Consider the following 26,433-nt stretch of genomic DNA (forward strand, 5'->3'; position numbering starts at 1 on the left):
CGCCCCCGGGCGCGAGTCGGAAAGTGTGAAATTTGAGTAACGGAGCATCGAGACGGACGCCGCACCGGACTCCCCTGTGGGCGGAAATCGCCCGCGCGCTGCGCGACGAGATCGCCGAGGGACGCTATGGACCGGGCGACAAGCTGCCCACCGAGGCGCAGATGGCGGAGCGTTTCGGCGTGAACCGGCACACGGTGCGGCACGGGGTGGCCTCGCTGGTGGAGGCGGGCGTGCTCCGGTCGCGCCGGGGATCGGGGGTCTTCGTGGCGGCGGCGCCGACCGATTATCCCATCGGGGCGCGCGTGCGCTTCACCGAGAACCTGCGCCGCGCGGGCCGCATGCCCGGGCGCGAGATCCTCGGGCAGGAGGTGCGTGCCGCCAGTGCCGGCGAGGCCGAGGTGCTGGACGTGGCAGAGGGCGCGCGGGTGCTGGCGAGCCATTCGCTCTCTTTCGCGGACCGGCAGCCGGTGGCGCTGGCGGAGTCGATCTACCCGCTCGACCGGCTGCCCGGGCTGCAGGAGGCCTTGGCGGAGGGCAAGGGCGTGACCCATGCGTTGCGCGCGGCGGGCGTGGCGGATTACACCCGCGCCTCGACCCGGATCACCGCCGTGGCGGCGACAGCGGTGCAGGCGCTGCACCTGCACCTGGCGGAGGGCGCGCCGGTCCTGAAGACCACCAGCCTTAACGTCGACCCGGAGGGGGTGCCCATCGAGTTCGGGCGGACGTGGTGGGCGGGCGACAGGATCACCCTGACGCTGGAGGACTGACGGGGCGGAGCTGTCGGGTCGATCCCGCAGGCATGCGGCGTCCTGCGGTCGTCCGGGGTGTCGGCGGTTTCGGGAAGGTGGGCGGAGGGGCCGAGGTCAGCCATGCCCTCCCTCCCCGCCGGCCCGCCGCGTGGTGCGGGGGTGAAGGACGTGGCGCGGCGTGTCGGCGGTTTCGGTGTGGGCAGAAGGACCGGGCGTCAGCCCGCGTACTTGTCGAGGAAGGCTTCGGCGGTCAGGGTGCGGAAGTCGTCGAGCGTCTGGCGCAGGCGGTCGTGCGGCCAGTCCCACCAGGCCAGCGCGATCAGCCGCTCGGCGATGGCGTCGGGCTGGCGCAGGCGGAGGACCCTGGCCGGGGTGCCCGCGACGATGGTGTAGGGCGCCACGTCCTTCGTCACCACGGCGCCGGAGGCCACCACCGCGCCGTGGCCCAGCGTGACCTCCGGCTTGATCATGGCGCCGTGGCCGATCCAGGTGTCATGGCCGATGACCGCCCGGCGGGAGCGGCGGTGGTCGAAGAAGGCGGCGTCCGGTTCCGCGTCGTCCCAGTAGTCGTCGGAGCGGTAGAGGAAGTGGTGGCAGGCGGCGGTGTCCAGCGGGTGATCCGTGGCGCCGATCCGGGTGAATGCGGCGATGTTGGCGAACTTGCCGACGGTCGCGTTGGCGATATCGGCGTAGCGGTCGCAGTAGCTGTAGTCGCCGAGATGGCTGTAGGCGATGCGGCTGCCGCGCCCGACCTCCGTGTAGCGGCCGAAGGTGCTTTCGGTGATCGAGCAGTCGGGCTGGACGACGGGGGCGTCCGGGGACAGGCGGGCCATGGGCGGTCCTTTTGCGTGGGTCACGGGCTGGCCGCTCAGAACGGGCGTTCCTCGCCGGTGAAGCGGAAGAAGCGGCCGGTGTCCGCGAGCGTCAGCCGGTCGGCGAGGTCGAGGATGCCCTGAGCCACCACCTCCGGCGTTTCGGGCGCGTCGGTGCCGCCCATGTCGGTCTGCACCCAGCCCGGATCGACGAGAACGCAGGCGATGCCCTCTGGCGCGAGGTCGGTCGCGAGGCCCTGCATGACCTTGTTCACCGCCGCCTTCGAGGCGCGGTAGGCGATGCGGTCGGACTTCGCGTAGCCCATGAAGGCCATCTGCGAGGAGACGGTGAGGATGCGCGCGCCCTGCCCCGCCCTGAGGGACGGCAGGAGCGCCTGCGCCACGGCGAGCGGCGCCAGCGTGTTCACCGCCAGCGTCGCGGCAAAGCCGTCGAAGTCCATGTCGAGGGGCGACTGCCGGTCGGGGCCGATCACGCCCGCGTTGTTGATGAGGATGTCGACGGGGCCGATATCCGCAAGCTGGCCCGCGATGGTCGCGGGCTCGTCGAGGCGCAGCGGCACGGTGCCGTCCCGCCCGTCGCGGGTGGTGCCCGTGACGGTGTGGCCGCGCGCCCGCGCCTCGGCCATGAGGGCCGCACCGATGCCGCGGTTCACGCCGGTGACGAAGACGCGCGCCATCAGTGGCCGTCCCTGCGCCCGATCAGGCGGGCGCGCAGCTTGCCGGAGATCCAGTCCATCATCATGACCACCAGAATGATCAGGATGATGTAATAGGCAACCTCTTCCCAGTCCTTCTGGGTCTGGATCGCCTGCGTCAGCAGCAGGCCGATGCCGCCGCCGGTGATCGCGCCGATGATCGTGGCGGAGCGGGTGTTGGATTCGAGGAAGTAGAGCACCTGGCTGAGCAGCACCGGCACGATCTGCGGGATCACCCCGAAGCGGATGCGCTGCACCGGGTTGGCGCCGGTGGAGGCGATGCCCTCGATCTGTTTCGGGTCTGTGTTCTCCAGCGCCTCGGAGAAGATCTTGCCGAAGGTGCCGGTGTCGGTGACGAGGATCGCCAGCGCGCCGGTCATCGGGCCGGGGCCGAAGGCGCGGGCGAGCACGACGGTCCAGATCAGCGCATCGACGCCGCGCACGAAGTCGAAGACCCGGCGCATGGCGAAACGGACGGCCATGAGCGGCGCGAAGCGTTTCGCGGCGAGGAAGGCCAGCGGCAGCGCCACGATGGCCGCGCCGAAGGTGCCGAGGAAGGCCATGAGGATGGTCTCTCCGATGGCCCAGGCGACGTCGGCGTGGCGCCACATCGGGTTATCCCAGAAGTCCTGCCATGCGCCCGCGAGGTTCGGACGGGCCGGGTCGATGCGGTCGCCGAAGAGGATCCCGGGCAGGCCATGGCCGTGATAGGGGCTGTCGAAGGTGTAGAAGAACAGCTCCCACCCCGGGAAGTAGTTGAAGATCTCGGTCTTCGAGCGGGTGATGGTGATCCGGCCCTCGTCGGTGGTGATCGCCACGCGGTTGCGCGCGGCGTTGATCCAGTCGGGAAGGTCCGCGGGCAGATTGGTGACGACGGCGCGCCCGTCGAAGCGCGCCTCGATCGTGCCGAAGCCGGGGATGACAACTTCGGTCGCGTTTTCGGGCAGGAGCCGGACGATGTGGCCGTGCCCGAGGTCGACGGTGGTGACGGTATCGCCCGTGACCCAGTCGGGGCGGGTGCCTTCGGGATAGGCGCCCTTGCGCTCCCCCTCGACGGCGTAGTCGATCTGACCGGAGCGGTGGTCGCGGGTGACATGCACCTTGTAGGACCACGAGTCGGAGGCCAGCGTCACCGCATTGTCCCAGCGCGCGCGCTGCGCAAGGCCGGCGATGTCGAAGGCCACGGCGATGTAGACGAGGTAGGCCAGCACCAGCGCGGGCAGCGCGAAGGCGGTCAGGCGCTTGCGCAGGAACAGCCGGTCGGCGCCGGCCTGCATCGCGGAGACATCGGCGAGGCTCATGCGTGGGCTCCTTCGGTGAGGCGGTTGCGCAGGCGGCTGGAGAGCTGGTCGAAGAGCACGATGGCACCGAAGAGCAGGATGAAGATGGCCGCTGCCTCGTCGAAGCGGCCCGGCCCCCAGGCCATGGAGTTCCTGAGTTCATAGCCCAGCCCCCCTGCCCCCACGAAGCCGAGGATGGCGGAGGCGCGGATGTTGATCTCGAACCGCAGGAGCCCGTAGCTGAGCAGGTTCGGCGCGACCTGCGGCAGGACGCCAAGCCACATGCGCTGCGTCCAGGAGGCGCCGACGGAGGAGAGGCCCTCGACCGGCTTCAGATCGGCGTTCTCGGCCACCTCGGAGAAGAGCTTGCCCAGGGCGCCGGTGGAATGCACGGCGATGGCGATCATCGCGGGCACCGGGCCGCCGCCGAGGACGAAGATCAGCACCAGCGCGATGACGATCTCGGGGACGGCGCGCATCACGTCCATCAGGCGGCGGAACAGCGGGACGAGGCGCGGCCAGCGGGCGAGGCCGCGGGTCGAGAGCAGCGCGAAGACGGTCCCGAAGGCGGCGCCCAGCAGGGTGGAGACGGCGGCGATGTTCACCGTCTCGACCAGCGCGGGGAAGTACTTCACCACGAGCGGCGGCAGGTCGGCGCGCTTTTCCCAGGCCTCCGACAGGACGGCGGCGGGGTAGTCGCCCAGCTGCGACAGCCCGTCCCAGAAGCCGCCCGCGTTGCGGTCGTCGGCGACGACGAAGCCGGAGACCATGAGCAGGACGAAGATCATGAGGGTCAGCCCGCCGTAGAGGCGCTTGCGGCGGACCTGCTCCATGTAGCCGGACCGGATCTGGCCGACGGTAAGGGTGGCGTCTGTCATGGGGTTCCGTTCAGGGATGGCCCCGGGCGCGTGGCCCGGGGCGCGGTCTGCAGGATGCGGGACAAGGGCGCGCCGGTACGGGCTGACGCGCCATTGCCGCCGGGGCGGTCGCGGAAGCGATCAGCCGCCGATCTCTGCCTTGCGGGCGTCGATCACGGACTGGTAGGTCTCGTGCTCGACCGGGATGAAGCCCAGCGTGTCGCCGGCGGCCACGCCGTAGGCGCAGTCGGCGTCACGCTCATAAAGACCGTCGACCAGCGCGGTCATGCGGGTCTTCACGTCTTCGGGCAGGTCCTTGCGCAGCACGACCGGGCCCTCGGGGATGACCTTGGACTTCCAGATCTCGACCAGCTCGTTCATGTCGACGAGGCCCGCGTCAACGGCCTTGCGCAGCGCGCCGGAGTTATAGCCGTCTTCCCAGTTGCCCTGTGCGTCGGCCCAGGTCACGCCGGCGTCGATGTCGCCGTTGAACACCGCGACGATGGTCTGTTCGTGGCCGCCGGTGAACTTCACTTCGCCGAAGTAGTCACCGGATTCCATCGACGCGCCGGTGGCCTGCGGGATCTCGATGGAGGGGATCAGGTAGCCGGAGGTGGAGTTCGGGTCGCCGAAGCCGAAGACCTTGCCCTTCACGTCTTCCAGCTTGGTGATGCCGCTGTCCTTGCGGGCAAAACCGATGGAGTGGTAGCCGATGGAGCCGTCGAGGTTCTGCTTGACCAGCACCGGCTCGACCGCGTCAGGGTCCTGCAGGTAGACGGCGGCGTAACCCGACGCGCCCAGCCATGCCATGTCGAGCGTGCCGCCGAGCAGGCCCTGGATAACGCCGTTGTAGTCGGCGGGGGCGAAGAGCTTGACCTCGACGCCCAGTTCCTCGGACGCGTAGTTCTGCAGGCAGGCGTAGGAGTTCATGCGGTCCTGGGCGTTCTCGCCGCCAAGGATGCCGATGCGGAACTCGGTGATGTCCTGCGCCTGTGCCGCGCCGGTCAGCGCGGTGGTGGCGAGGGCGATGGCGATCAGCTTTTTCATCAGTTTCTCCGTCGATGAAGGTGTGGTCGGTGGTCAGACGAGCGCGTCGGCCCTGGCGATGGCCGCCAGTTCGTGGTCGAGCGTCTCGATTTCGGTGGAGGTGGCGGCCTCGGAAAAACCCGCGCCCGCGCCGTAGATCTCGCGGGCCATGCCGGTGGTCAGCTGCGCGGGCGTGCCGTCGAAGACGATGCGCCCGTCGCGCATCCCGATCACCCGGTCGCAGTAGCGGCGCGCGGTGTCGAGCGTGTGGAGGTTGGCGATGACCGTGCGGCCGTCTTCCTCGTGGATGGTGCGCAGCGCCTGCATGACGATCTGCGCGTTCATCGGGTCGAGGGAGGCGATGGGTTCGTCGGCGAGGATCACCGCCGGGTCCTGCATCAGGGCGCGGGCGATGGCGACGCGCTGCTGCTGGCCGCCGGAGAGCGCCTCGGCCCGCTTGGGCGCCTCGGCGGCGATGCCCAGGCGGTCGAGGATCTCGATGGCGCGGTGGATGTCGGCACGCGGATATAGGTTGAAGACCGTCGACAGGGTGGAGCGGCGGTTGAGCGTGCCGTGCAGCACGTTCGACACCACGTCCATGCGCGGCACGAGGTTGAACTGCTGGAAGATCATCGCGCAGCGGCTTTGCCATGTGCGTCGCGCGGCACCGGTCAGGGCGGTGATCTCGCGGCCCTCGAAGCGGATCGCACCTTCGGAGGCATCCGTGAGGCGGTTGACCATGCGCAGCAGCGTCGACTTGCCCGCGCCCGAGCGCCCGATGATGCCGATCATCGCCGGTTCCGGCACGGTGAAACTGGCACGGTCCACGGCCGTCCTGTCGCCGAAACGTCTGGTCAGATTGTCGACTTCGAGCATCGGGTCCCCCGGTTGTTACCGGGCGGTCCTACGGGCCGGGCGCGTCAGTTTCTTGACGCTTCGGATTCAGCTTTGCGACGGTCGCGCGAAGGTTCCGTGACAGCGGTTGCCGTTTGCCGGGTCGCGCGGTTCAGGAGGGCCGGTTCAGGAGGGCGCTTCGCCCTGCGCCATCTGCCAGGCGTCGCCCATGGCCACGATGCAGGATGTGCCGGAGGCGTAGCGGATGACCATGGTCCAGGTGCCCTCTGCCCCGGTCCAGACTTCCAGCACCTCTTCGGGATTGCGCAGGCCGGAGGCGGCCTTGGTGATGTTGCGGTGGCTGGCGAGACGCTTTTCCATCTGCGGCGTGGGGGCGCAGATGATGTCGGCGATGGGGCTTTGCGCCGCGGCTGGGGCGGCGGACAGCAGGAGCAGGACCCCGGCGGCGGCCCGGGCCAGAATCGGTCGGAAGGGGGCTGGTGCGGCTCTCATGCACCGGAGTGTAACGTATTTATGACGTATAGCTAGCGTGTATACAAAAAACGTGCGGCGCGCCATTGGGCGCGCCGCTGGTTTGCCTGTTCGGCGGGCGTCTCAGAGCGGTGTGACACCGGCTCGGCACCAGACCGCGTCGTGGTCCGAAAGCGGGCGGCCGTTTGCGTCGAGCGACGGGATCACCGCCCGGTCCAGCGGGGTCAGGCCGCGCCCGGCGAACCAGTCGAGTTTCATCACGCGGGTCGGGTGCGGGGTGATGAGGCTGGGGCGCGTGGTCATGCCCTCGGCGGTGAAGGTCCAGGAATAGCCGCGCTCTTCCGCCATGGGGAACAGCGCCTCGCCGCGCCAGTCGAAGTCGGGCGGGACATGGTTGCCGGTGTTGAGGTCGCCGCCGATCAGGACGGGCATCGCGGGTGCGAAGGCGTCGATGCCGTCGAGCAGGATCTGCATCTGGCGCGCGCGGTGGTCGGAGCCGGAATTGCTTTCGAGGTGGGTGGAGACGACGCAGAGCGGCCCCGCGTCGGTCGGCACCACGGCGGCAAGCGCCATCCGGCCGCCAAGACGCGGCTGCTCGGGATCGGCGCCTGCCGCCTCCGAGAACCAGTGGCCGTGATCGTCGAGCCGGATCAGCGTGACGCTTTCGAACGGGACCTTCGACAGGATCGCGTTGCCGTGCCAGCCGAGCGCGTTGAAGTCGTCGGTGCAGAACACCCGTTCGGTCGGCCCGCCGAGGTCGAGCTCGTGGAACTCCACCCCGTAGGCGTAGGCCATGCCCATCGCCTTGGCCATGACCGCGGTCGTGTGGCGCTGGCCGGTACGGGCCATGCCGTGATCGACCTCTGACAGAAGCACGATGTCCGGGGCGCGGGGTGCGAGGTGGGCGGCGCTGTCCTCGGGGAAGAGGCAGCGTTCGACGTTCCATGCCACGACCGAGAGGGTCGCCGGAAACTGCGAGGCAGAGGCGGTGCCGCCGGTCTGGACCATCGACATGGCGGGGACCTCTGCCATGAGGGCGCGGTGCGCCTCGGCGGTGCGGGGCGCGGTCAGGAGGCGGTGCCGTTCGTCCACGGTGACAGGCGGCAGGGTGTCGGTGACGGTGATGGCGGGGCGGGTGGTGGCGAGGGTCACAGGCGTTGTCCGGTTTCCATGTCGAAGAGGGCGAGCGCCGCTTGCGGCAACTCGATGGGGTGGCGGCCCGTGGCGTGGGCGCTGTCCTTCAGGACGTGCGCGGTGAAGGGCTGGCCCGCCACCTCGCCGTGCAGCAGGCGGTGGGCGCCCAGTTCCTCGACCAGCGCCACGTCGAAGGCCATGGCCCCCTGCCCCACGCGCACGTCTTCCGGCCGGATGCCCAGCGTGATCGCGCCGGTGCGGCCGTTCGGGGCGGCCATGACCGGCGTGCCGTCGGGCAGCCGCACCGCGCCGTCGCCGAAGCGCGCCTCCACCAGGTTCATCGGCGGGGCGCCCATGAAGGAGGCGACGAAGGTGGAGGCGGGGCTGTGGTAGATCTCGGACGGGGTGCCGATCTGCTCGATCACACCGCCGTTCAGCACCACGATGCGGTCGGCCATGGTCATCGCCTCGACCTGGTCGTGGGTCACGTAGATCGAGGTCACGCCGAGCCGGCGCTGCAGGGCCTTGATCTCGATCCGCATCTGGTTGCGCAGCTTGGCGTCTAGGTTCGAGAGCGGTTCGTCGAAGAGGAAGAGCGCCGGATCGCGGACGATGGCGCGGCCCATGGCGACGCGCTGGCGCTGGCCGCCCGAGAGTTGCGAGGGCTTGCGGTCGAGGTAGTCGGTGAGGTTCAGCATCTTCGCGGCCTCCTCGACCTTGGCATCGATCTGTGCCTTCGGCGTCTTCCGGTTCTTCAGCCCGTAACCGATGTTCCGGCGGACGGTCATGTGCGGGTAGAGCGCGTAGTTCTGGAAGACCATCGCGATGTCGCGGTCGGCGGGGTCTGTGTCGTTGACCATGCGTTCGCCGATGTGGAGCGTGCCGCCGGTGATGTCCTCCAGCCCCGCGATCATCCGCAGGAGCGTGGACTTGCCGCAGCCGGAGGGGCCGACGAGCACGAGGAACTCGCCGTCGGCGATGGTGAAGCTGGTGGGCTTCACCGCCTCGAACCCGTTGGGATAGACCTTGCGGACGTCTTGCAGCGTGACCGTTGCCATTCCTTTTTTCCTTTGTCGTGTGCCCTGATGCGGCGTTGCGCGCGGGCGTGCGGGGGTCCTGTCGCGGCGGCCCGGTGGGACGCCGCCGCGCGGAGGCGGGGGTTACTTGTCGGAGTCGGTGAGGCCCTTCACGAACCAGCGCTGGAAGAAGACGACCACCAGCACCGGCGGCAGGACCGCGAGGATCGCCAGAAGGTTCGACCGCCCGTATTCCGGGATGTGGTTGCCTTCGAGGCTTTGGGTGATCTGCTTGATGCCCTGGACGAGGGTGAACTTGTCTTCCTCGGTCGAGACCATGGTGGGCCAGAGGTACTGGTTCCAGCCGTAGACGAACATGATGATGAACATCGCGGCGATCATCGTCTGCGAGAGCGGCACGAGGATGTCGATGAAGAACTTCACCGGCCCTGCCCCGTCGATCTTTGCCGCCTCGACCAGCTCTTCGGGCACGGACATGAAGAACTGCCGGAAGAAGAAGGTCGCGGTGGCCGAGGCGATCAGGGGCACGATCAGCCCGGTCCAGGTGTTCAGGAGGCCCAGCTTCTGGGTGATCTCGTAGGAAGGGACGATGCGCACCTCCAGCGGCAGGAGCAGCGTGGTGAAGATCAGCCAGAAGGCCAGCGTGGCAAAGCGCAGGCGGAAGTAGACGATGGCATAGGCGGCCATCATGGCGATGACGATCTTGCCGACGGCGAAGCCCAGTCCGAGGATCATCGAGTTGCGGAACATGTTGATGCCGGTCGTCTCGCCCGAGAAACTCATCGACTGGAAGAGCGCCTTTTGCAGGTTCGGCCAGAAGCGGTCGCCGATTTCCAGCGAGGGGCCGTGCTGCATCACCTGCGCGTCGGGGATCGTGGTCATCTGCAGCATGGTCAGCAGCGGCACGATCATCAGCGCGGCCCCGGCGATCAGGATCGCGTGGTCGGCGACGGCACCCCAGCGCAGGGGCTTGCGGACGGGGCGTTCCGCGGCGCGGGCCGCGGTGCGTCCGGTGGTCTGGGAAATCTCTGCCATGGCGGTCCTCAGGTGTAGTGGATGCGCCGCTCGACGAGGCGGAACTGCATGATGGTGAGCGCCAGCACCAGCACCATGAGCACGACCGACTGCGCCGAGGAGCCTCCGATGTCCTGCCCGCGGAACCCGTCGAGGTAGACCTGGTAGACCAGCGTCACCGGCTGGTCGCCGGGGTTGTTGCGCAGGATGGTGTCGATCAGGCCGAAGGTGTCGAAAAGCGCGTAGGTGATGTTGATGATCAGCAGGAAGAAACCCGTGGGTGCGAGCAGGGGGAAGGTCACCGTCCAGAAGCGCGAGATGCCGGAGCGGTTGTCGATCAGAGCCGCCTCGCGCACGGCGCGCGGGATGGACTGGAGCCCGGAGAGGAAGAAGATGAAGTTCACCGGGATCTGCTTCCAGACGGAGGCCACGACCATGGCGAAGGCGGTGTCGAAGTAGTCGAGGCGGACCTTCATCTGCCAGCCGAACTGGGCGAAGAAATCGACCATCGGACCCCAGCGCTGGTTGAAGAGGATCAGGGCGAGGAAGCCCGCGACCGGCGGCGCCACGGCGTAGACCCACATCAGGAGCGTGCGGTAGGTCTTTGCCCCGCGCAGCACGCTGTCGGCCTTGACCGCCAGCAGCAGTGCGATGGCCAGGGAGAAGAAGGTGACGCAGAGCGAGAAGACCACCGTGAAGCCCGCGTTCTTCAGGTACTGGCTGGATGTCCAGAGCCGGGCGTAGTTCTGCAGCCCCACGAAGGTTTCGCCGAAGCCGAAGGGGTCTTCGAGGAAGAACGACGAGCGCAGCGCCTGCCACGCAGGCCAGTAGAAGAACAGGCAGATGATCGAGAGCTGCGGCAGGAGCAGCAGGATCGGGAGCCACGGGTTGTCGAAAGAGGCGCGCTTCATCGCAGGTCCTTCAAAGGGGAGCGGCGGCCACCCGGGGCGGCCGCCGTCGTGTCATCGCGGAAAGGCTCAGTTCGTGGTCTGGGCGAAGCGGCCCAGCAGCTCGTTGCCTTCGGCTTCGATGGTCGAAAGCGCGTCCTCGATAGAGGTTTCGCCGTTCAGGAACTTTGCCAGCTCGCGGTTCTCGATGTCGCGGATCTGGACGTAGAAACCCATGCGGTAGCCGTGGGTGTTCTCGCCCGACTGGAGCATGAGCTGCTTGATGCCGGTCTCGGCCGCCGGGAAGCGCTCGTAGTGGCCGTCTTCCTTCGCCATTTCGTAGGCGGCCTCGGTGATCGGCACGTAGCCGGTTTCACGGTGCCACATGTACTGGACCTCGGGGGAGGTCAGGTATTCGAAGAAGGCGGCGGAGGCGGCGTTTTCCTCGTCCGACTTGCCGGACATGGCGAACAGCGACGCGCCGCCGATGAAGGACTGGTAGCCCTCTTCGGTGATCGAGGCCCAGTGCGGCAGGTAGGTGGAGGCCCATTCGAACGGCAGGTCGAGCGCGGTCAGGCCGCCGAAGTCACCCGAGGAGCCGATGTACATGGCGGCGGACTGGTCGAGGAAATGCGCCTTGTTGTCGTCCCAGGAGGTGCCGTGAAACCCGAAGAGGCCCGCGTCCAGCCATTCCTTCACCTTGGTGAAGTGCATCGCCATTTCGGGAGAGTTGATCAGGATCTCGGTGCCCTCTGCGCCGTCGTAGCCGTTGTTGTTGGTGGCAAACGGCAGGTTGTGGCGGGAGTGGAAGTTCTCGACGAATTCCCACGGCAGGTGCGTCTGCACGAGCGGGGTGTAGCCTGCTTCCTTCAGCTTCGGCGCGATGGCTTCGAAGTCCTCGTAGGTGGCGGGGGCCTCGACACCGGCGGCGGCCAGAGCGTCGGCGTTGTAGTAGAGCACCGGCGAGGAGGAGTTGAACGGCATGCCGATCATCTTGCCGTCGCTGTCGGCGTAGAAGTAGCGCACGCCCGCGATGTAGTCCTCGATGTCGAAGTCGACGCCGTTCTGTTCGAGCAGGTCCTGAACCGGGATCGTCGCGCCCTTGGCGCCGATCACGGTGGCGGCGCCCGCGTCGAAGACCTGAACGATGTTCGGCTGCTCGCCCGCGCGGAAGGCGGCGATGGCGGCGGTCAGGGTTTCCTCGTAGGTGCCCTTGAAGACCGGGGTGATCTCGTAGTCGGACTGGCTTTCGTTGAAGCCGGCGGCGATCTGGTTGACCACGTCGCCGAGGTGGCCGCCCATGCCGTGCCACCAGGTGATCTGGGTTTCGGCCATCGCCGTGGAGGCCGTCAGCGCAAAGGTCGCCGCGGCGGTGAAGGTCATGACGTGTTTCATCGACTGTCTCCGGTCGTTTGTGCCCAGCCGGTGCAGGGCAACAGGAATGCCGGGGCGGACCCGGGATGGGTCCGTCCTGACGGCAAGGAATTCGGGATGTCCCCATCCATCTCTTGGCCCCCGTCCGGCTGTCGGGCCGGGGACACGCGGCCACCGGCTATTTCCCTTTCATGACAGGCAGATGACCGATTGCTGAAAGTTCGGTTACAGCCGCTTTCACCGGAGGGGCGGCACCCTCGCGCCGCACGGGAAAGGGTCACGCGACCGATACAAAACGGTCACCGCGGTGATACATCCGCGGCGTATCCGCCTCTGGAACACGAGAACCAGAAGCGCGGACGAAACGGTGACCGATCGCACGATCTTCCTGTCGGATGTCCACCTCGGCACACGCGGCTGCCGGGCGCGGCTGCTGGCGGAGTTCCTGGCGAAGCACGAAGCCGAGACGCTCTACCTTGTCGGGGACATCGTCGACGGCTGGCGGCTGAAGAAGGGCTGGCACTGGCCGGAGGATCACAACGCGGTCATCCAGGCGATCCTCGAAAAGGCGCGGGGCGGTACGCGGGTGATCTTCATCCCCGGCAACCACGACGAGGTGTTCCGCGACTACATCGGGCTGCACCTTGGCGGGATCGAGCTGAAGCGGCGCGACAGTTTCTTGGCGGCGGACGGGCGGCGTTACCTCGTGACCCACGGCGACGAGTTCGACGCGGTGGTGGCGAACGCCAAGTGGCTCGCGTATCTCGGCGACAGCGCCTATGCCGCGCTGATCTGGCTGAACCCGAAGATCAACATGGTCCGCAGGCTTTGGTCGCACCGCTACTGGTCACTGTCGAAATGGTCGAAGCAGCAGGTCAAGCAGGCGGTCAACTACATCTGCAAGTTCGAGGAGGTGCTGGCGCTGGACGCCCGTCAGAAGGGGTTCGACGGGGTGATCTGCGGCCACATCCACCATGCCTCGATCCGCGAGATCGGCGGCATCCGCTACATCAACACCGGCGACTGGGTGGAAAGCTGCACCGCGGTCATCGAGAACGCGGCGGGCGAGATGCGGCTGGTCGACTGGGAAGCCCGCAAGAACCGGCAGTTCCTGCTCGAACGGCGCGCCCGCAAGCGCGCCCGGATCGCCGCGCAGGCGGCCGGGGTCGAGCGGACCGCACAGCTTGAACAGGAAGCGCAATGAGCGACACCACGCAGGCTCTCATCGGAGAGGCCGTCTACCAGAGCCGCAGATGGTCCTTCGACACGGTGTCGGACCGGGTCTTTGCCCGGCTGTTCCGGGGCCTCGTTTATCCGCAGATCTGGGAGGACCCGGTCTGCGACATGGCGGCGCTTGGCCTGACGGCGCAGGACGACATCGTCTGCATCGCCTCGGGCGGCTGCAACGTGATGTCCTATCTGACTGCCTCGCCCGCCTCGGTCACGGCGGTGGACCTGTCGCCCTGGCATGTGGAGCTGAACCGGCTGAAGCTGCTGGCGGCGCAGGTGCTGCCCGACCACACGGCCTTCTACGATCTCTTCGGCCACGCCGACCGGCCCGGAAACGAGGCGCTCTTCGACCGCTACATCCTGCGCAGGCTCGACCCGGAGGCGCGGGCCTTCTGGCAGGGGCGCCACGGGATCGTCCGGCGCAAGGCGCTGTTTTCGCGCGGGTTCCATCGCTACGGCGTGCTGGGCAGCTTCCTTGGCGCGGTGCACCTTGTCACCCGCTTGGCGGGCGTGCGGTGGGACGGGCTGCTGACGGCCACGACGCTGGAGGAACAGCGCGCCTTCTTTGACGCCGAGATCGCGCCGCTTTACGACACGCGGCTGGTCAGGTTCGCCGCGCGGCGCCGGGCGTCGCTGTTCGGCCTCGGCATACCGCCCGCGCAATACGACAAGCTGGCAGCGGACGCGGGCGGCGACGTGATCCCGGTGCTGCGGGAGCGGACGCGCAAGCTGTTCTGCGACTTCCCCATCGGCGAGAACTACTTTGCCTGGCAGGCGGCGACGCGCGCCTACAAGCCCGAAGGCGACGGGCCGGTGCCGCCCTACCTCGAACCGCAGCACTTCGAGGCGCTGCGCGCCGCGGCCCCCCGTGTGGCGGTCTGGAACCGCTCGATCACCGACGTGCTGGCAGAGGCGCCCGCCGGGTCGAAGTCGGTCTACGTGCTGCTGGATGCGCAGGACTGGATGAGCGACGCGCAGCTGACCGCGCTGTGGGAAGAGATCACCCGCACCGCCCGGCCCGGTGCCCGTGTGCTGTTCCGGACCGGCGGCGCGGCGGACATCCTGCCCGGGCGCGTGCCTCAGGCCCTGCTGGCACAGTGGGGGTATGACGAAGCGGCCTCTGCCACCGCCTTTGCCACCGACCGTTCGGCGATCTACGGCGGCGTGCACCTCTACCGGAAGGTCGCTGCATGACGATGACATCGGATCACGGGCGGCTGATGGACGATGTCTATCGCTACCAGCGGCTCTTTTATGACGTGACACGCAAGTACTACCTGCTGGGCCGCGACGAGCTGATCGAGCGGATGGACGTCCGCCCCGGCCAGTCGGTGCTGGAGATCGCCTGCGGCACGGGGCGCAACCTTGCCGCAGTGCGGGCGAGGCACCCGGAGGCGCGGCTCTACGGGCTGGATATCTCGGAGCAGATGCTGATCTCTGCCCGGCGCAAGCTGGGTGCGGGCGTGGTGCTGGCGCAGGCGGATGCCTGCGATTTCGATGCCGAGGATCTGTTCGGCACCGCCCGCTTCGATCACATCGTCTGTTCCTACTGCCTGTCTATGATCCCCGACTGGCAGGGCGCGATGGACGAGGCTCTGCGCCACCTCGCCCCCGGCGGGCAGTTGCACATCGTCGACTTCGGCGATCAGGGCGGCCTGCCACGCTGGTTCGGCAAAGGCCTGCGGGCATGGCTGGCGCGGTTCCACGTTGCGCCGCGCGACCGGCTGACCGACGCGCTCGACAACCTCGGCGGGCGCGTGGCGGGGGTGGAGCACCGGGGCCTCTACCGGCGCTACGCGGTGCACGCGCGGGTGAAGGGCTGAGGGCCGGGGCCGCTACTGTTTGATCGGCGCGCGCCGTAGGGGCTCGGCGCCCTCCCTCAGAGCGAGGGCAGCCAGAGCACCAGCGCCGGTATGGCCAGCAGCAGCGCCACGTGCAGCAGGTCGGCCAGCACGAAGGGCGCCGTGCCGCGGAAGATCGTGGTCAGCGGAATGTCCCGCGCCACGCTGCTGAGGACGTAGACGTTCATGCCCACCGGCGGCGTGATCAGCGCGATCTCGGTCATGCGCACGACCAGCACGCCGAACAGCACCGCGTCGTAGCCGAGGCCGGTGACCAGCGGGAAGAACAGCGGCACGGTCAGCGTCATCATCGCCGAGGCGTCGAGGATCATGCCGAGGAACAGGTAGAGCACGAGGATGATCAGCAGGACCGCCAGCGGCGGCAGGTCCACCGCGCTCACCCAGCCGACGAGGTTCAGCGGGATGGTCGTCACGGTGACGAAGGCGTTGAAGACCAGCGCGCCGAAGAGGATGCCGAAGATCATGCCGGTGGTGCGCAGCGTGTCGTAGACGGCGGTGCGCAGGGCCGCGACGCTCAGTTTCCCGCGGAGGCCCGCGATCACCAATGCGCCGAAGGCCCCCATGGCGCCGGCCTCCGTGGGGGTGAACCAGCCCCAGATGATGCCGCCCATGACGAAGACGAACAGCACGATCACGTCGCCCGTGCGGCGGAACCCCTGCCAGCGGGCGGCCCAGTCGTAGCGCGGCCCGGCGGGTCCGGCCTCGGGGTTCAGGCGGCAGCGGACGGCGATCACCGTCATGTAGAAGAGCGCCAAGAGCACGCCCGGCACGATGCCCGCCGCGAACATGTCGCCGATCGAGGTCTCGGTCAGGATGCCGTAGATGATGAACATGCCGGAGGGCGGGATGAGCGACCCGATGGTGCCCCCCGCCGCGACGGAGCCGGAGGCCAGAGACAGCGAATAGCCGTGGCGCCGCATCTCGGGCAGGGCGACAAGGCCCATGGTCGCGGTGGTCGCCAGCGACGAGGCGTTGACCGATGCGAAGCCCGCCGAGGCGCCGACCGTCGCCATGGCCAGCCCGCCCCGCCGGTGTCCCAGCATCCGCGCGGCAAAGTCGTAGAGGTCCTGCCCGATGCCCGAGGCAAACAGCACATGCGCCATGAACAGGAACAGCGGCACTGTGCCGATGGCGTAGTTGGTGGCGAGGTCGAAGGCGATGACGCCGACCTTGATGATCGCCGCGTGGAAGCTGATGAGCAGGCCGAAGCCCAGCACGCCGACCAGACCCATGGCAAAGCCGATGGGCATGCCGAAGGCGATGGCGAGGAACATCGCCGCGATGCCGATGACGCCTGCAAGGACCGGGGTCATTCCTTCGGCTCCCGGCCCGCGATGAACTGGAGGCCGCGCAGCAGGCAGACCGCGATCATCAGCGTGATCGCCGCCACCATGAGCCAGCGGAACGGGGCCACGGGAATGTCGAGAAGCGGCGTCGTCTCGCCCTGGCGGCCGCGGCGCAGCGCCTCTTCGATCCCGGCGTAAAGGACGAAGCCCCAGAAGGCGGTGCCGGCCAGCAGCATCAGCCCCTGCGACAGGCCCGCGACACGGGGCCGGAAGCTCTTGACCAGCAGCTCGACCTTGGTGTGTGCGCCATCCCACGCCGCATAGGCCAGCGCGCAGGAGACCGTGGGGATCAGCAGAAGCTCCGCCAGCACGTAGGTGCCCGGAAAGGCCACGCCCACGGCGCGGAAGGTCACGGTGACGACCGTCAGCGCCATGAGCGCGAGGAGCGACAGCACGCCGAGGGCTGCCGCCCCGCGCACGATCCCGCCCAGAAGTTGTTCGACCAGCCGCATGGCGTGCTCCCCGGGGACTTGCGGGGGCGCGGGTGGCGCGCCCCCGGATTATTACTGCGTGTGCGCCGCGCGGATGGTGTCCAGCACCTCGGTGCCCGGCTTGCCCATGGCGTCGAGGTCCTCCGCCACCTCCCTGATGACCGGGGCGAAGGATTCGGAATATTCGGCCACAACCTCGGGTGCCACGGCATTGAACTTCACACCCTGTTCCTCGCCATAGGCGCGGCCCGCGTCCTCGGCCTCCTGCGCGAGCTCAAGGGTGCGCAGGCTCAGCCATTCTGTGTTGTCGTCGAAGACCTGCCGGATGTCCTCCGGAAGCCTCGACCACACGTCGCCGTTGATCCCGCGCGAGGGATAGGCGCCGCGCGAATGCGGCAGTTCGGAGTAGTAGCCGACCACCTCGGCAAAGCTGAGCGATTTCAGCGCCTCGTAGGGGGCGATCACCCCGTCGACGACGCCCTTTTCCAGCGAGGGGTAGGTTTCCGTCATCGGCATGGTCACACCCTCTGCCCCGAAGGCCGCGAGCGGGCCGATGAAGTCCACCGCCGAGCGGATGCGCAGGCCCTGAAGGTCATCGAGCGTCTCCACCGGCTTGTCGCGCAGGAGGACGTGCATCGGCGTGCCGACGTTGTAGCCGACGACGTGCACGCCATCGAGCTCCTCGTCGAAGACCGGGAACTGCTCGACAAGCTCCATGTAGACGTCGAGAACCTTCTTCGGGTCGGTGTAGCCGTAGAACATCCCCGGCACGAGCCGGTTCATGTCATAGCCCGACCGCGCGTAGATCGGCGCGATATAGGCGATGTCGGCCACGCCTGCGGCCAGCTCGTCCACGCCCTCGCGCGAGGTGATGAGTGTCCGGCCCCAGTAGGGCGTGATGTCGACGCGGCCGCCGGACTGTTCCTCGATCCGCGCGATCCACTCCGCGTCGGCGGCGCCGTAGGGATGCGCCTCGGTGTAGGGCGAGGCATAGGTCAGGTTGAAATCCGCGGCCCACGCGGGCAGCGCGGCAAGGCACAGTGCGATGACCGCCGTTGTTCTGAGCATGGTGTATCCTCCCTTGATGGTTCAGTGGGTCGCCGGGGTTGATGGCCCGGTCTGGTGCGCGGACGATGCCGCCAGCGCGTTTATCTGTGTGTCCGACAAGCCTGCGGCGCGCAGGACCTCGGCGGTATGGGTGCCCGGCAGGACCGCCGGATGCGGGGTCTCGAACGGGCCGAGGCGGACCGGCGGGCCGGCCTGCGTCAGGGCGCCGCCCGGCGCGTCCAGCGCGACGACCATGCCGCGTGCGCGGAAATGCGGTTCGTTCAGGGCCTCGGCCAGCGAATTGACCGGGGCGAACTGGGTTCCGGCCTTTTCCAGATGGTCGAGCCAGTGGGCGCGGGGCCGGGACGCGAAGATCGCCTGAAGGCCTTCGCGGATCTCGGCCCGGCGGGACGGGTCCATCTGCCATGCCGCGAACTCCGGTCGGCCCATGGCGGTGCAGAAGGCCTGCCAGTAGCGCGGTTCCATGTCCGTCGTCACGAGCCACGCGCCGTCGGCACAGCGCCAGAGGCCGAGGTCCGCCCGGCGCGCGCCCCTTGCGGGGAGGTCGGCGGGATCCTCGTAACGGGCGATGAGATTGGCCAGAAGCACCAGCGCACAGTCGGTCATGGCGACGTCCACATGCTGTCCCTGCCCCGTGGCACGGGCCTGCATCACGGCGGCGAGCGTGGCAAAGGCGGCATGGGCGCCGGTCGCCACGTCGGCGGCGGCAAAGCCCGGAAGGCCGGGGGCATCGGGGTCCTCTCCGGTGCGGCTGAGGACGCCGGCCAGCGCCAGTGCGACCGGATCGTGCCCCGGCTTGTCGCGCAGCGGGCCGGTCTGGCCGCAGAGCGTCAGAGAGGTGTAGACCAGCGCCGGGTTGCCTTCGGACAGCACATCGTACCCGAGGCCGAGGCTGCTCAGCACGCCGGGCCGGTAATCCTCCACCACCACGTCGACCGTCGCGGCGAGGCGGCGCAGGGCAGCCTGCGCGTCGGGGTCGCCGATGTCGAGGCAGACGGATTTCTTGCCCCGCGCCAGCATGTCCCGCGCCCGTTGCCGCGCGCGTCCGGCCTGATTCAGCCTGTCCCAGCCGAAGACCTTCGCCTGCTTGGCCAGCTCGCGGGGATGTTCGACGCGGATCACCTCGGCCCCCTGATCGGCGAGAAGCCACGTGCAGTAGGGCCCGGGCAGCAGCCGGGAGAAGTCGAGCACGCGGAGACCGGCCAGCGCGCTCATGTGCCCCTCCCCGGGTGCACGGCGAACAGCGGTCCCGGCACGCCGTCGGCGTCGAAGACCCAGCGCGCCTTCATCTGCGGGCTGTCCGGGACCTCCGACAGGCGGATGATCGGCGAAAGGCCCCAGCCGTGTTCGAGCGACCAGTCGCCAAGGGTCTTGCGATCGTGGCGGGCAAAGAAGGCCTCGACGATGGATTGCCAGCGCTCGATGGTCTCTTGCTCCGTATCGGCCACGAGGATCGCGTCCCAGTCGATCTCGGCCAGTTCGCCCGCCGCCCCTTCGGCCTGCATGACCCGGACGAGCGCCCGCATCATGCCGGGGTTGTCGATCATCGACCAGGTGACGAAGCCGTCCGCGCAGGGCCAGACCTGACGCACGCCGGACTTGCCCCGGACCAGCATGTTGCCGCGCCGCGTGCCGATGCGGCCGGTGTGTTCGTACATCACCGCCTCGCGGTAGTTGGCGAGTGCGGTGGCCTGCAGGGCAGAGAGCGTGATGCGCTGGCCTTCGCCGGTCTGCCGACGCGCCCGGAGGCCCATCAGCGCCGCCGTCGCCGCCTGTATGGCGGTCAGGGCATAGGCCTGTTCGCCGGGCAGGCGCAGCGGCGGGCGGTCGGGGGTGCCCGTGACGTGCATCAGCCCCGACTGCGCCATCAGCGTCAGGTCCGTCACCGGGCGCGGATTGTCAGGGAAGCCTGTGATGACCACGTGCACCAGCTCCCTTTGTTTTGCGGCAAGGGCGTCCACGTCGTCGCGCGGGCCGGAGCGACGGTCGTCGAGCAGGATATCGGCCTCTGCCAGAAGCTCTGCCAGCGGCGCGTCGCTGCGGGTCATGCCCTTGTGCCACGCCTTTTCGCGCGGCCCGGTCAGGGGCGCGGCCCCGGCCAGCACCACTTCGGCACCCAGACGCGCCAGCATGCTGCCGCCGAAATCGGCAAGGTGGTCTGCAAGGACCACGACGCGGAGACCGTCGAGCAGCGTCATGCCAGTGCCCCCTCTGCGATGAGGCTGTCGATCTCGTCAGGCGTCAGGCCGATCTCGGCGAAGACCTCGGCGTTGTCGGCGCCAAGGCAGGGCGATGGGCCGACCCGGCCCGGGGTGGCGCTGAACCGGTAGGGCGGTGCGGGCATCTTCGCCGTGCCGATCACCGGGTGGTCCACCGACACGAAATGCCCCGCCGCGTTCAGCGCAGGATGTTCCGATAGGCCCCTGCCGTCCAGCACGAGGGCCGCGGGCACGCCGGCCTTCACCAGCGCCGCCTCCAGCGCGGCCCCGTCCATGGGGCGGGTGAGATCGGTCAGCGAGCCCTCCAGCGCGGCGCGGTCGGCGCGGCGTGCCTCTGCCGTGGGCCAGCGGTCATGAAGGTCCGGTGCGTCCAGAACCGTGCAGAGCGCCTGCCACTGGGCGTCGGTCTCACAGGAGATGGCGATCCAGCCGTCCGGGGCACAGGGGAAGACGCCATGCGGAGCCATTTCCGGATCGGCGTTGGCGGGCTTGTCGTCCGGCATTCCGGCAAAGAGGTCGCCCGCGACCTGCACCATCGCCTCGATCTGGCTGACGTCGACATGCACCCCCTGCCCCGTCCGGTCGCGATGTTCCAGTGCGGAGAGGATCGCAACGGTCAGCATCATGGGCGCCACCACGTCGCCATAGGCGAAGGGCGGCATGTGCGGCTCCGACCCCGGCCAGCCGGTCATGTCGCAATGCCCCGACCACGCCGCGGCGGAGTTGCCGTACCCCCGGAACCCGACCATCGGCCCGGTCCGCCCGGCGACCGACACGCTGGCGAGGATGATCCCGGGCCGCAACTGTTGCAAAGTTTCCCAGTCGAGGCCGATGCGGTCCATGTAGCCGGGGCCGAAATTCTCGACCACCACGTCCGCCCAGGCCACCAGCCGCTTCGCCACCTCGACCCCGCGGGGATCGGACAGGTTGATCGTGACGCTTTTCTTGGAGGTGTTGGTCTGGGCGAAGAAGACCGACGCGTCGGGCGATTTTCGGTCCCCGCCTGCGAAGGGCGGAGAGCGGCGGCCAAGGTCGAGGCGGCGGGCGGATTCCACCTTCACCACGGTGGCGCCGTTGTCGGCCAGGTCCTTCGTCGACCGCGGACCGGCGCCCACCCATGAGAAATCCGCCACCTTCAGCCCGTCGAGCGCACCCATCATCCAGCCTCCACCTCGTCCAGCTCTGCGCGCACCCGCGCCTCCATCGCCGCGCGGTCCCAGTCGCGCGGGTCAACCATGTCGGAGTGTATCTCGACCACGCGCACACCGGCAGCCTTCAGCGCCTCGCGCGCGAAATACGATCCGTAGCCCGAGAACCGGTCGTGTTCCGGCACCAGCATCACCGCCACGTCGATCCGCCAGCGCCGCGCCTCCTTCACCAGCCATTCGTTGACCCAGGGCGGCTGGTGCAACTGTTCGTTCATCGCCGAGACCCGCGCGGCGAGCGCCCTCAGCGGGTCGCCATGGTCGGCACGGATGTAGCCGTCCGCCGCGAACGGCAGGTACATCGACCAGCAGAAGACCGCGCCGTGGGTTTCTTCGAAGGCGGTGTAGAAGGACGTGTCGAACCACAGGCCCGCGCCGATCCACATCATGCGAATGCGTTCGCCGTCGCAGACCGCCTCACCCCGGTCGATCCGCCCGGCCACCTCGTCGCGGAAGGCGCGGACATGGTCGAGCGCCCGGTCGGAACCACGGTGCCACTGGGGGATCATGACGTTGGGCATCTGTTCGGCGATCCCCACGGGGCACTTTTCGGCACCGGCGATCATGTCGGCGACGGTGTCGAGCATACGCTCCTGTTCGTCGATCCGGGCCATGTAGGCGGCGAAACCGTCGCGGTCGAAGTCCCGGCCCGACAGGCGTTCGAGGGCGGCGATCAGGATCTCCATCTCGGCCACCATGAGGTCGAGACGGGCCGATCCGTAGAGGTCTTCCCACCCCTCGCGGGCGCGCACCCACCAGTCGGGCGCGGGGTCCGGCGTGGCCGGGGCCGAGAGCAGGTGCAGCTCTGCCCCGGTCAGCTCCGCCCAGCGTTGGAAGATGCGCGGGTGTTCGTCCGAACTGGCCCGCGCGCAGAGGATCGCGGGCGCGGGCAGACCGCCCCATGGCTGCCGGTCGAAATCGCCTTCCATCTGCGCGATCAGCGGCAGACTGGAATAGCGCGGCAGATGGGCATGGAACCCGAGCGCCACCATCCGGTCGAGGTAATGCGGCGCCAGTTGCTTGGCCGAGATCACCGCCGACCACCACTGGTTGGTGACCATGGGCACGTCCATGAAGTGGAACAGCTCGTGCGGGGTGTCGGCGTTGACGAAGGCAAAGGCCGCGCCGTCGGCGATCTGCCGGCGCAGGCCCTTCAGCCAGTCTCGCTGCCACGCGGTCGCCTCGGCGGCACAGGTCATCCCAGGGCCTCCGCGATGCGGCGGCGGGTCCTGTCCTGCCATGCGTTGTCCGGGCGGAACGGGCGGAAGCCCAGGTCGAGGAAGCGCGCGCCTTGTGCCTCTGCCGCGCGGCGCAGGCCCGGCAGTTCCCAGCCGAAGGAATCGTCGGAGGCGTCGGTGCTTGCGATCACGAGGTCGGCACCCGCGATACCGTTGTGCAGCGCGCGGGTGAAGCGGGCGGGCGGCGCGGCGCGGGTTGCCAGCGGGTCCGACACGATCCGGTGCAGCAGGTCGGCGGCGTCCACCGGCTGAGGCGCGGCGCGGCCGTAGTCCTGAAGATCGGCGCGCACCTGCCCGACCTCCGCGCAGAGGGTATGCAGCACGGGGATGTCGCAGGCGCTGCCGGTCAGCACGATGGACGGGCCACTCCCCCGCGGCATGTCCCTTATCAGCGCCGCGTGCTGCGACGGCGTCAGCCAGCGCCCGGCGTTGCGCGCGACGAAGGCATCGGGGCCGCCGGGCGGCAAGGCGGCCAGGGCATCGGCCCTTCGGGTTTCCTCCGCGACGGCCCCGGCCAGACGGTCGGGGTCGAGTTGTGTGCCCAGCGTCTCTTCGAGGTGTGCCCTGAGGCGGTCGAGTTCGTGGCGGTTGAAGGCCGCGACGGGCGCGCTGTCTGTGTGCAGCGCGTTCCACAGGTGCATTCGGGGGCCGCCCTGCGTCAGACGCCCCTGCCGCCGCAGCTCTGTCGCGTATTGATAGGCGGTGAGGCCTGCCACGTCGTCGCGGGCGAAGATCAGCGTGGCGTAACGGTCGAAGGCGCCCGCAGCGAAGCGGTGAAGGAACCGGGTCGCGAACGGATCGAGGAAGTCTTCGGTCACCGACCGCACCAGATCGCTTGTCGGACCCCCGGCCGCATCCGCCAGCGGTGGCGCCTTCACGTCCACCGCGAGACCGCCCAGGGCCGCGACCAGCGGCAATGGCACGCCCTCGCCGAAGACACCGACCAGCGCCGCGCCGTCCGGGCGCACGCCATCGGCGCGCAGGTCGAAAGCTCTCTGCAAGGTCGCGTCAACCGGCATGTCGCCCTCCCCTGCGAACATGGCCCAACTTGGTTCATCTTGGAAACCTTTTGCCGGATCTGTCAACACCCATGTTTGACAATCCACCACGCTACGGCTTAGCGAATGAAAAAGCGGGGGATCACGCCGAAGATGACACAGCGACCTGGAAATGACGGCGGTCCCGACCTCGGCCACCTGGCCACGGACATCTCCTTTGTCACCCGGCTTCTGCGGACGCGGATCCTCGAACGCAACGAGTCGTTCTTCGCCACGCACGCGGTGGCAGGCGGCGAGGTCGCGGTGCTTAATCTCATCGGGCTCAATCCGGGGCTGACGCAGAAGGACCTTGCCAAAGCCGTCGTACTCAGAAAATCCGCCCTTACAAAACTGGTGAACGAGATCGAACGCACCGGCCTGATCGAGCGCCGTAAGGAAGGCGCTGACAAGCGGCTGAACGCGCTCTACCTGACGGAGGCGGGCGAGGCACGGCTGGCGCGCATGCGGCCCGACATGGCCCGGCTGCAGGAGGAATTCCTGGCGCCGCTGTCCCCGGCAGAACGCGCGATGCTGTTCGAACTTCTGTGGCGCCTGATCGGAAGCGCGGTGACCGAAGACGGGGACACGGACCCTCACGCCTCTTGACAGAAGCCGCCTGACTGTTTCTTTTGGAAACCAAATACGCGGATGACCGTACAGGTCTGCGTGTGTGGAAACGTCGGGGAGGGACACATGGCGAAACCGCTCGAAGGCATTCGCATCGCGGACTTCAGCCATGTCATCGCGGGGCCGCTGGCGACCCAGTTCCTCAACCTGCTGGGCGCGGAGGTCATCAAGGTCGAACCGCCGGCGGGCGATCCGATGCGGTTCTACACGCGAGACCCGGCACGGCGCGGCATGGCAGAGCCCTTCGTCGGCGCCAACGCGGGCAAGAAATCCATCGTTCTGGACCTCAAGTCCGACGAGGGCCTGTCGGCCGCACGGGCGCTGGTGGCCAGCGCCGACGTGGTGGTCGAGAACTTCCGCCCCGGCGTGGCGGAACGGCTGGGGCTTGGCGCCGAGACGCTGACCGGCGCACACCCTTCGTTGATCTACTGCTCCGTCTCCGGGTTCGGTCAGGACGGGCCGCTGCGCGATTTCCCGGCCATCGACCAGGTGATCCAGAGCGTTTCGGGCCTGATGCTGTTGTCGGGCCACGAGGGCGAGGCGGCGGAGCGCGTGGGCTTTCCCATCGTCGACACCTATTCCGCCCTGCTGTCGGCCTTTGCGATCCTCTCGGCGGTGCTGCAGCGGGAACGCGATCCGGCGCGCCGGGGGCAAGTGATCGATGTGTCGATGCTGGACGCGACGATGGTGATGATGAGTTCCGTGGTCGTCCCGATGATGATGAGCGGGCAGACCCCGGTACGCGCGGGCAATCGCGGCTTCTCCGGCGCGCCGACCGCCGACACCTTCCCCACCGCGGAGGGTGAGATCACGATCGGCGCGGTGCAGCAGGTGCAGGTGGAGCGGCTGTTCCGGGTGCTGGGCTGCATGTCGCTGCTGGACGATGCTCGGTTCGCGACCCCGGAAAATCGCATGACACATGACATCGAGTTGCGCGCGCTGCTGGTGGCGCGTTTCGGCGAGCGCACCGCCACCGAATGGGAGGCCGACCTCGCGGCGGCGGGGGTGCCCGCCGGGAAGGTCCGGCCATTGGGCGAAGCGATGGAGATGGAGCAGTTGCGCGACCGCGACCTGTTCCTCGACCTCGACGACGGGTCGCGCGTGCTGAACGCCGGTTTCCGCTTCCGGCGCGACGGGCCCGGGGTCAGCGCCCCTGCCCCGTCGCTCGGCGCCGATACGGAGGAGGTGCTGGCCGCGCTCCGGACCGGGTCAGGGCAGACGAAACGCCGGTTGTGGTGATCAGCTTTCCACGGTTCTGGACGTGGCCATGAACTGTTCGACTGAGGGTGTCACCCGCTCGAACTGGTCCAGTTGCCTTGCGTAGAGGTGGCCACCAAGCCGCCCCACCGCGTCGATGCCGATCTGGTCGACGTACAGCGTTTCGGGATCGACGAGGGTTTCGCGCACGAACATCCGCTTGACCTCTCCCAGCACGATGACCCGCGCGGGCGTGACCGGCACGGTCTGCACGAGGTGGCATTCGAAGGCCGCGGGCGCGGCGGTGATGCGCGGGCTGCGCACGGTCTCGCCCGGAACGGTTGTCAGTCCCGCGACCGACAGCTCGTCCACGTCCGCCGGGAACTTGATCGAACAGATCTCCATCTGGTCCACCAGCGCGTGGTCGGAGATGTGGACCGTGAATTCCTTCGTGGCGAGAATGTTGGCGGCGGTGTCCTTCGGCGTGCCGTCCGGCTTGTATTCGATCCCGATGGCCATGATCGCGGGATCGTGGGTCAGGATGTTGAAGAAGCTGAACGACCCGGCGTTGGGAATGCCGTCTTCGGACAGGGTGGTGATCAGGGCGATGGGCCGCGGGATGACCGTCCCGATCAGGAGCTTGTAGCGCTCCTTTGGGGTCAGTTCCGCGAAGTCGAAAGCGTGGCTGTTCATCGAGTGTCCTTCCGGCAGGCGCCTTACGGTCTGGCATCCGGCGCGGGCCGGGTCCAGTCACCGTGCCC

At 68.5% G+C, this 26,433-nt stretch carries 27 protein-coding genes; 6 read left to right on the top strand and 21 right to left on the bottom strand.

Annotated features, from left to right (window positions below; all coding sequences use genetic code 11):
* Window positions 1–32: 32 nt before the first annotated feature.
* A complete protein-coding gene (gene phnF / locus ACU0DV_RS23870) occupies window positions 33–767 on the top strand; it encodes a phosphonate metabolism transcriptional regulator PhnF (protein WP_446240671.1) in 735 nt (244 codons plus the stop codon).
* Window positions 768–964: 197 nt separating this feature from the next.
* Here the strand turns inward: phnF and ACU0DV_RS23875 are convergent, their stop codons facing one another.
* The 12 genes from ACU0DV_RS23875 to ACU0DV_RS23930 all read right to left on the bottom strand — a co-directional run bounded on the left by ACU0DV_RS23875 (window position 965) and on the right by ACU0DV_RS23930 (window position 12,233).
* The gene (locus tag ACU0DV_RS23875) at window positions 965–1,582 is read right to left on the bottom strand and encodes a chloramphenicol acetyltransferase (RefSeq protein WP_446240670.1); all 618 of its coding nucleotides are present in this window, start codon (window positions 1,580–1,582) and stop codon (window positions 965–967) included.
* A gap of 35 nt (window positions 1,583–1,617) precedes the next feature.
* Complete coding sequence (locus ACU0DV_RS23880) at window positions 1,618–2,259, bottom strand: SDR family NAD(P)-dependent oxidoreductase (RefSeq protein ID WP_446240669.1); 642 nt, start codon at window positions 2,257–2,259, stop codon at window positions 1,618–1,620.
* On the bottom strand, window positions 2,259–3,578 hold the full coding sequence (phnE, locus tag ACU0DV_RS23885; protein WP_446240668.1) for a phosphonate ABC transporter, permease protein PhnE: 1,320 nt from the start codon (window positions 3,576–3,578) through the stop codon (window positions 2,259–2,261). Before phnE (ACU0DV_RS23885) ends, ACU0DV_RS23880 begins: the two co-directional genes overlap by 1 nt.
* On the bottom strand, window positions 3,575–4,435 hold the full coding sequence (phnE, locus tag ACU0DV_RS23890; protein ID WP_446240667.1) for a phosphonate ABC transporter, permease protein PhnE: 861 nt from the start codon (window positions 4,433–4,435) through the stop codon (window positions 3,575–3,577). Before phnE (ACU0DV_RS23890) ends, phnE (ACU0DV_RS23885) begins: the two co-directional genes overlap by 4 nt.
* A gap of 120 nt (window positions 4,436–4,555) precedes the next feature.
* Window positions 4,556–5,461, bottom strand: coding sequence for a phosphonate ABC transporter substrate-binding protein (gene phnD, locus ACU0DV_RS23895; RefSeq protein WP_370316149.1), 906 nt, complete (start codon window positions 5,459–5,461; stop codon window positions 4,556–4,558).
* A 33-nt stretch (window positions 5,462–5,494) separates the two neighbouring features.
* Complete coding sequence (phnC, locus tag ACU0DV_RS23900) at window positions 5,495–6,316, bottom strand: phosphonate ABC transporter ATP-binding protein (protein ID WP_446240666.1); 822 nt, start codon at window positions 6,314–6,316, stop codon at window positions 5,495–5,497.
* Window positions 6,317–6,460: 144 nt separating this feature from the next.
* Window positions 6,461–6,787: a hypothetical protein gene (locus ACU0DV_RS23905; protein WP_254698151.1), complete on the bottom strand. Its 327-nt coding sequence runs from the start codon at window positions 6,785–6,787 to the stop codon at window positions 6,461–6,463.
* Between the two features lie 102 nt (window positions 6,788–6,889).
* Window positions 6,890–7,918, bottom strand: coding sequence for an endonuclease/exonuclease/phosphatase family protein (locus ACU0DV_RS23910; RefSeq protein ID WP_446240665.1), 1,029 nt, complete (start codon window positions 7,916–7,918; stop codon window positions 6,890–6,892).
* Complete coding sequence (gene ugpC / locus ACU0DV_RS23915) at window positions 7,915–8,958, bottom strand: sn-glycerol-3-phosphate ABC transporter ATP-binding protein UgpC (RefSeq protein ID WP_100929549.1); 1,044 nt, start codon at window positions 8,956–8,958, stop codon at window positions 7,915–7,917. Before ugpC ends, ACU0DV_RS23910 begins: the two co-directional genes overlap by 4 nt.
* Before the next feature lie 102 nt (window positions 8,959–9,060).
* Window positions 9,061–9,972: an ABC transporter permease subunit gene (locus tag ACU0DV_RS23920; protein WP_446240664.1), complete on the bottom strand. Its 912-nt coding sequence runs from the start codon at window positions 9,970–9,972 to the stop codon at window positions 9,061–9,063.
* Window positions 9,973–9,980: 8 nt separating this feature from the next.
* Window positions 9,981–10,862 carry an ABC transporter permease subunit gene (locus tag ACU0DV_RS23925; RefSeq protein ID WP_100929547.1) on the bottom strand — a complete coding sequence of 294 codons (882 nt, stop codon included), beginning with the start codon at window positions 10,860–10,862 and terminating at the stop codon, window positions 9,981–9,983.
* A gap of 66 nt (window positions 10,863–10,928) precedes the next feature.
* Window positions 10,929–12,233, bottom strand: coding sequence for an extracellular solute-binding protein (locus ACU0DV_RS23930; RefSeq protein WP_446240663.1), 1,305 nt, complete (start codon window positions 12,231–12,233; stop codon window positions 10,929–10,931).
* Window positions 12,234–12,579: 346 nt separating this feature from the next.
* On the opposite strand from ACU0DV_RS23930, the gene ACU0DV_RS23935 reads away from it, so the two are divergent.
* From ACU0DV_RS23935 to ACU0DV_RS23945, 3 genes are read left to right on the top strand one after another with little or no spacing between them, the layout of a single operon-like run.
* The gene (locus ACU0DV_RS23935; protein ID WP_446240662.1) at window positions 12,580–13,416 is read left to right on the top strand and encodes a UDP-2,3-diacylglucosamine diphosphatase; all 837 of its coding nucleotides are present in this window, start codon (window positions 12,580–12,582) and stop codon (window positions 13,414–13,416) included.
* The gene (locus tag ACU0DV_RS23940; protein ID WP_446240661.1) at window positions 13,413–14,636 is read left to right on the top strand and encodes a DUF3419 family protein; all 1,224 of its coding nucleotides are present in this window, start codon (window positions 13,413–13,415) and stop codon (window positions 14,634–14,636) included. The genes ACU0DV_RS23935 and ACU0DV_RS23940 overlap by 4 nt, the downstream gene beginning before the upstream one ends.
* Window positions 14,633–15,265, top strand: a complete 633-nt coding sequence (locus ACU0DV_RS23945) for a class I SAM-dependent methyltransferase (protein ID WP_446240660.1) — start codon at window positions 14,633–14,635, stop codon at window positions 15,263–15,265. The genes ACU0DV_RS23940 and ACU0DV_RS23945 overlap by 4 nt, the downstream gene beginning before the upstream one ends.
* A gap of 56 nt (window positions 15,266–15,321) precedes the next feature.
* Here the strand turns inward: ACU0DV_RS23945 and ACU0DV_RS23950 are convergent, their stop codons facing one another.
* The 8 genes from ACU0DV_RS23950 to ACU0DV_RS23985 are packed head-to-tail and all read right to left on the bottom strand — an operon-like array spanning window position 15,322 to window position 23,830.
* Window positions 15,322–16,617 (bottom strand): TRAP transporter large permease, encoded by a 1,296-nt coding sequence (locus ACU0DV_RS23950; RefSeq protein WP_283980958.1) that lies wholly within the window; start codon window positions 16,615–16,617, stop codon window positions 15,322–15,324.
* On the bottom strand, window positions 16,614–17,102 hold the full coding sequence (locus ACU0DV_RS23955) for a TRAP transporter small permease (protein ID WP_283980960.1): 489 nt from the start codon (window positions 17,100–17,102) through the stop codon (window positions 16,614–16,616). Before ACU0DV_RS23955 ends, ACU0DV_RS23950 begins: the two co-directional genes overlap by 4 nt.
* Window positions 17,103–17,153: 51 nt before the next feature.
* On the bottom strand, window positions 17,154–18,149 hold the full coding sequence (locus tag ACU0DV_RS23960) for a TRAP transporter substrate-binding protein (RefSeq protein WP_100929540.1): 996 nt from the start codon (window positions 18,147–18,149) through the stop codon (window positions 17,154–17,156).
* Between the two features lie 21 nt (window positions 18,150–18,170).
* A complete protein-coding gene (locus tag ACU0DV_RS23965) occupies window positions 18,171–19,364 on the bottom strand; it encodes a CaiB/BaiF CoA transferase family protein (RefSeq protein WP_446240659.1) in 1,194 nt (397 codons plus the stop codon).
* Complete coding sequence (locus tag ACU0DV_RS23970) at window positions 19,361–20,347, bottom strand: CoA transferase (RefSeq protein WP_446240658.1); 987 nt, start codon at window positions 20,345–20,347, stop codon at window positions 19,361–19,363. Before ACU0DV_RS23970 ends, ACU0DV_RS23965 begins: the two co-directional genes overlap by 4 nt.
* Window positions 20,344–21,528 (bottom strand): CaiB/BaiF CoA transferase family protein, encoded by a 1,185-nt coding sequence (locus ACU0DV_RS23975; RefSeq protein WP_446240657.1) that lies wholly within the window; start codon window positions 21,526–21,528, stop codon window positions 20,344–20,346. The genes ACU0DV_RS23970 and ACU0DV_RS23975 overlap by 4 nt, the downstream gene beginning before the upstream one ends.
* On the bottom strand, window positions 21,525–22,772 hold the full coding sequence (locus ACU0DV_RS23980) for a 2-hydroxyacyl-CoA dehydratase (RefSeq protein WP_446240656.1): 1,248 nt from the start codon (window positions 22,770–22,772) through the stop codon (window positions 21,525–21,527). Before ACU0DV_RS23980 ends, ACU0DV_RS23975 begins: the two co-directional genes overlap by 4 nt.
* Complete coding sequence (locus ACU0DV_RS23985) at window positions 22,769–23,830, bottom strand: 2-hydroxyacyl-CoA dehydratase family protein (RefSeq protein ID WP_446240655.1); 1,062 nt, start codon at window positions 23,828–23,830, stop codon at window positions 22,769–22,771. Before ACU0DV_RS23985 ends, ACU0DV_RS23980 begins: the two co-directional genes overlap by 4 nt.
* A gap of 132 nt (window positions 23,831–23,962) precedes the next feature.
* Here ACU0DV_RS23985 and ACU0DV_RS23990 point away from each other — a divergent pair, with 132 nt between their 5' ends.
* Both ACU0DV_RS23990 and ACU0DV_RS23995 read left to right on the top strand, forming a co-directional pair.
* The gene (locus tag ACU0DV_RS23990) at window positions 23,963–24,454 is read left to right on the top strand and encodes a MarR family winged helix-turn-helix transcriptional regulator (protein ID WP_283980969.1); all 492 of its coding nucleotides are present in this window, start codon (window positions 23,963–23,965) and stop codon (window positions 24,452–24,454) included.
* 87 nt (window positions 24,455–24,541) lie between these two features.
* Entirely contained in the window at window positions 24,542–25,714 is a 1,173-nt protein-coding gene (locus ACU0DV_RS23995; RefSeq protein ID WP_446240653.1) for a CaiB/BaiF CoA transferase family protein, read from the top strand.
* Here ACU0DV_RS23995 and ACU0DV_RS24000 read toward each other — a convergent pair whose 3' ends face one another.
* A complete protein-coding gene (locus tag ACU0DV_RS24000; RefSeq protein WP_370316131.1) occupies window positions 25,715–26,365 on the bottom strand; it encodes a flavin reductase family protein in 651 nt (216 codons plus the stop codon).
* Window positions 26,366–26,433: the final 68 nt, after the last annotated feature.

Source organism: Sagittula sp. (assembly GCF_052825245.1).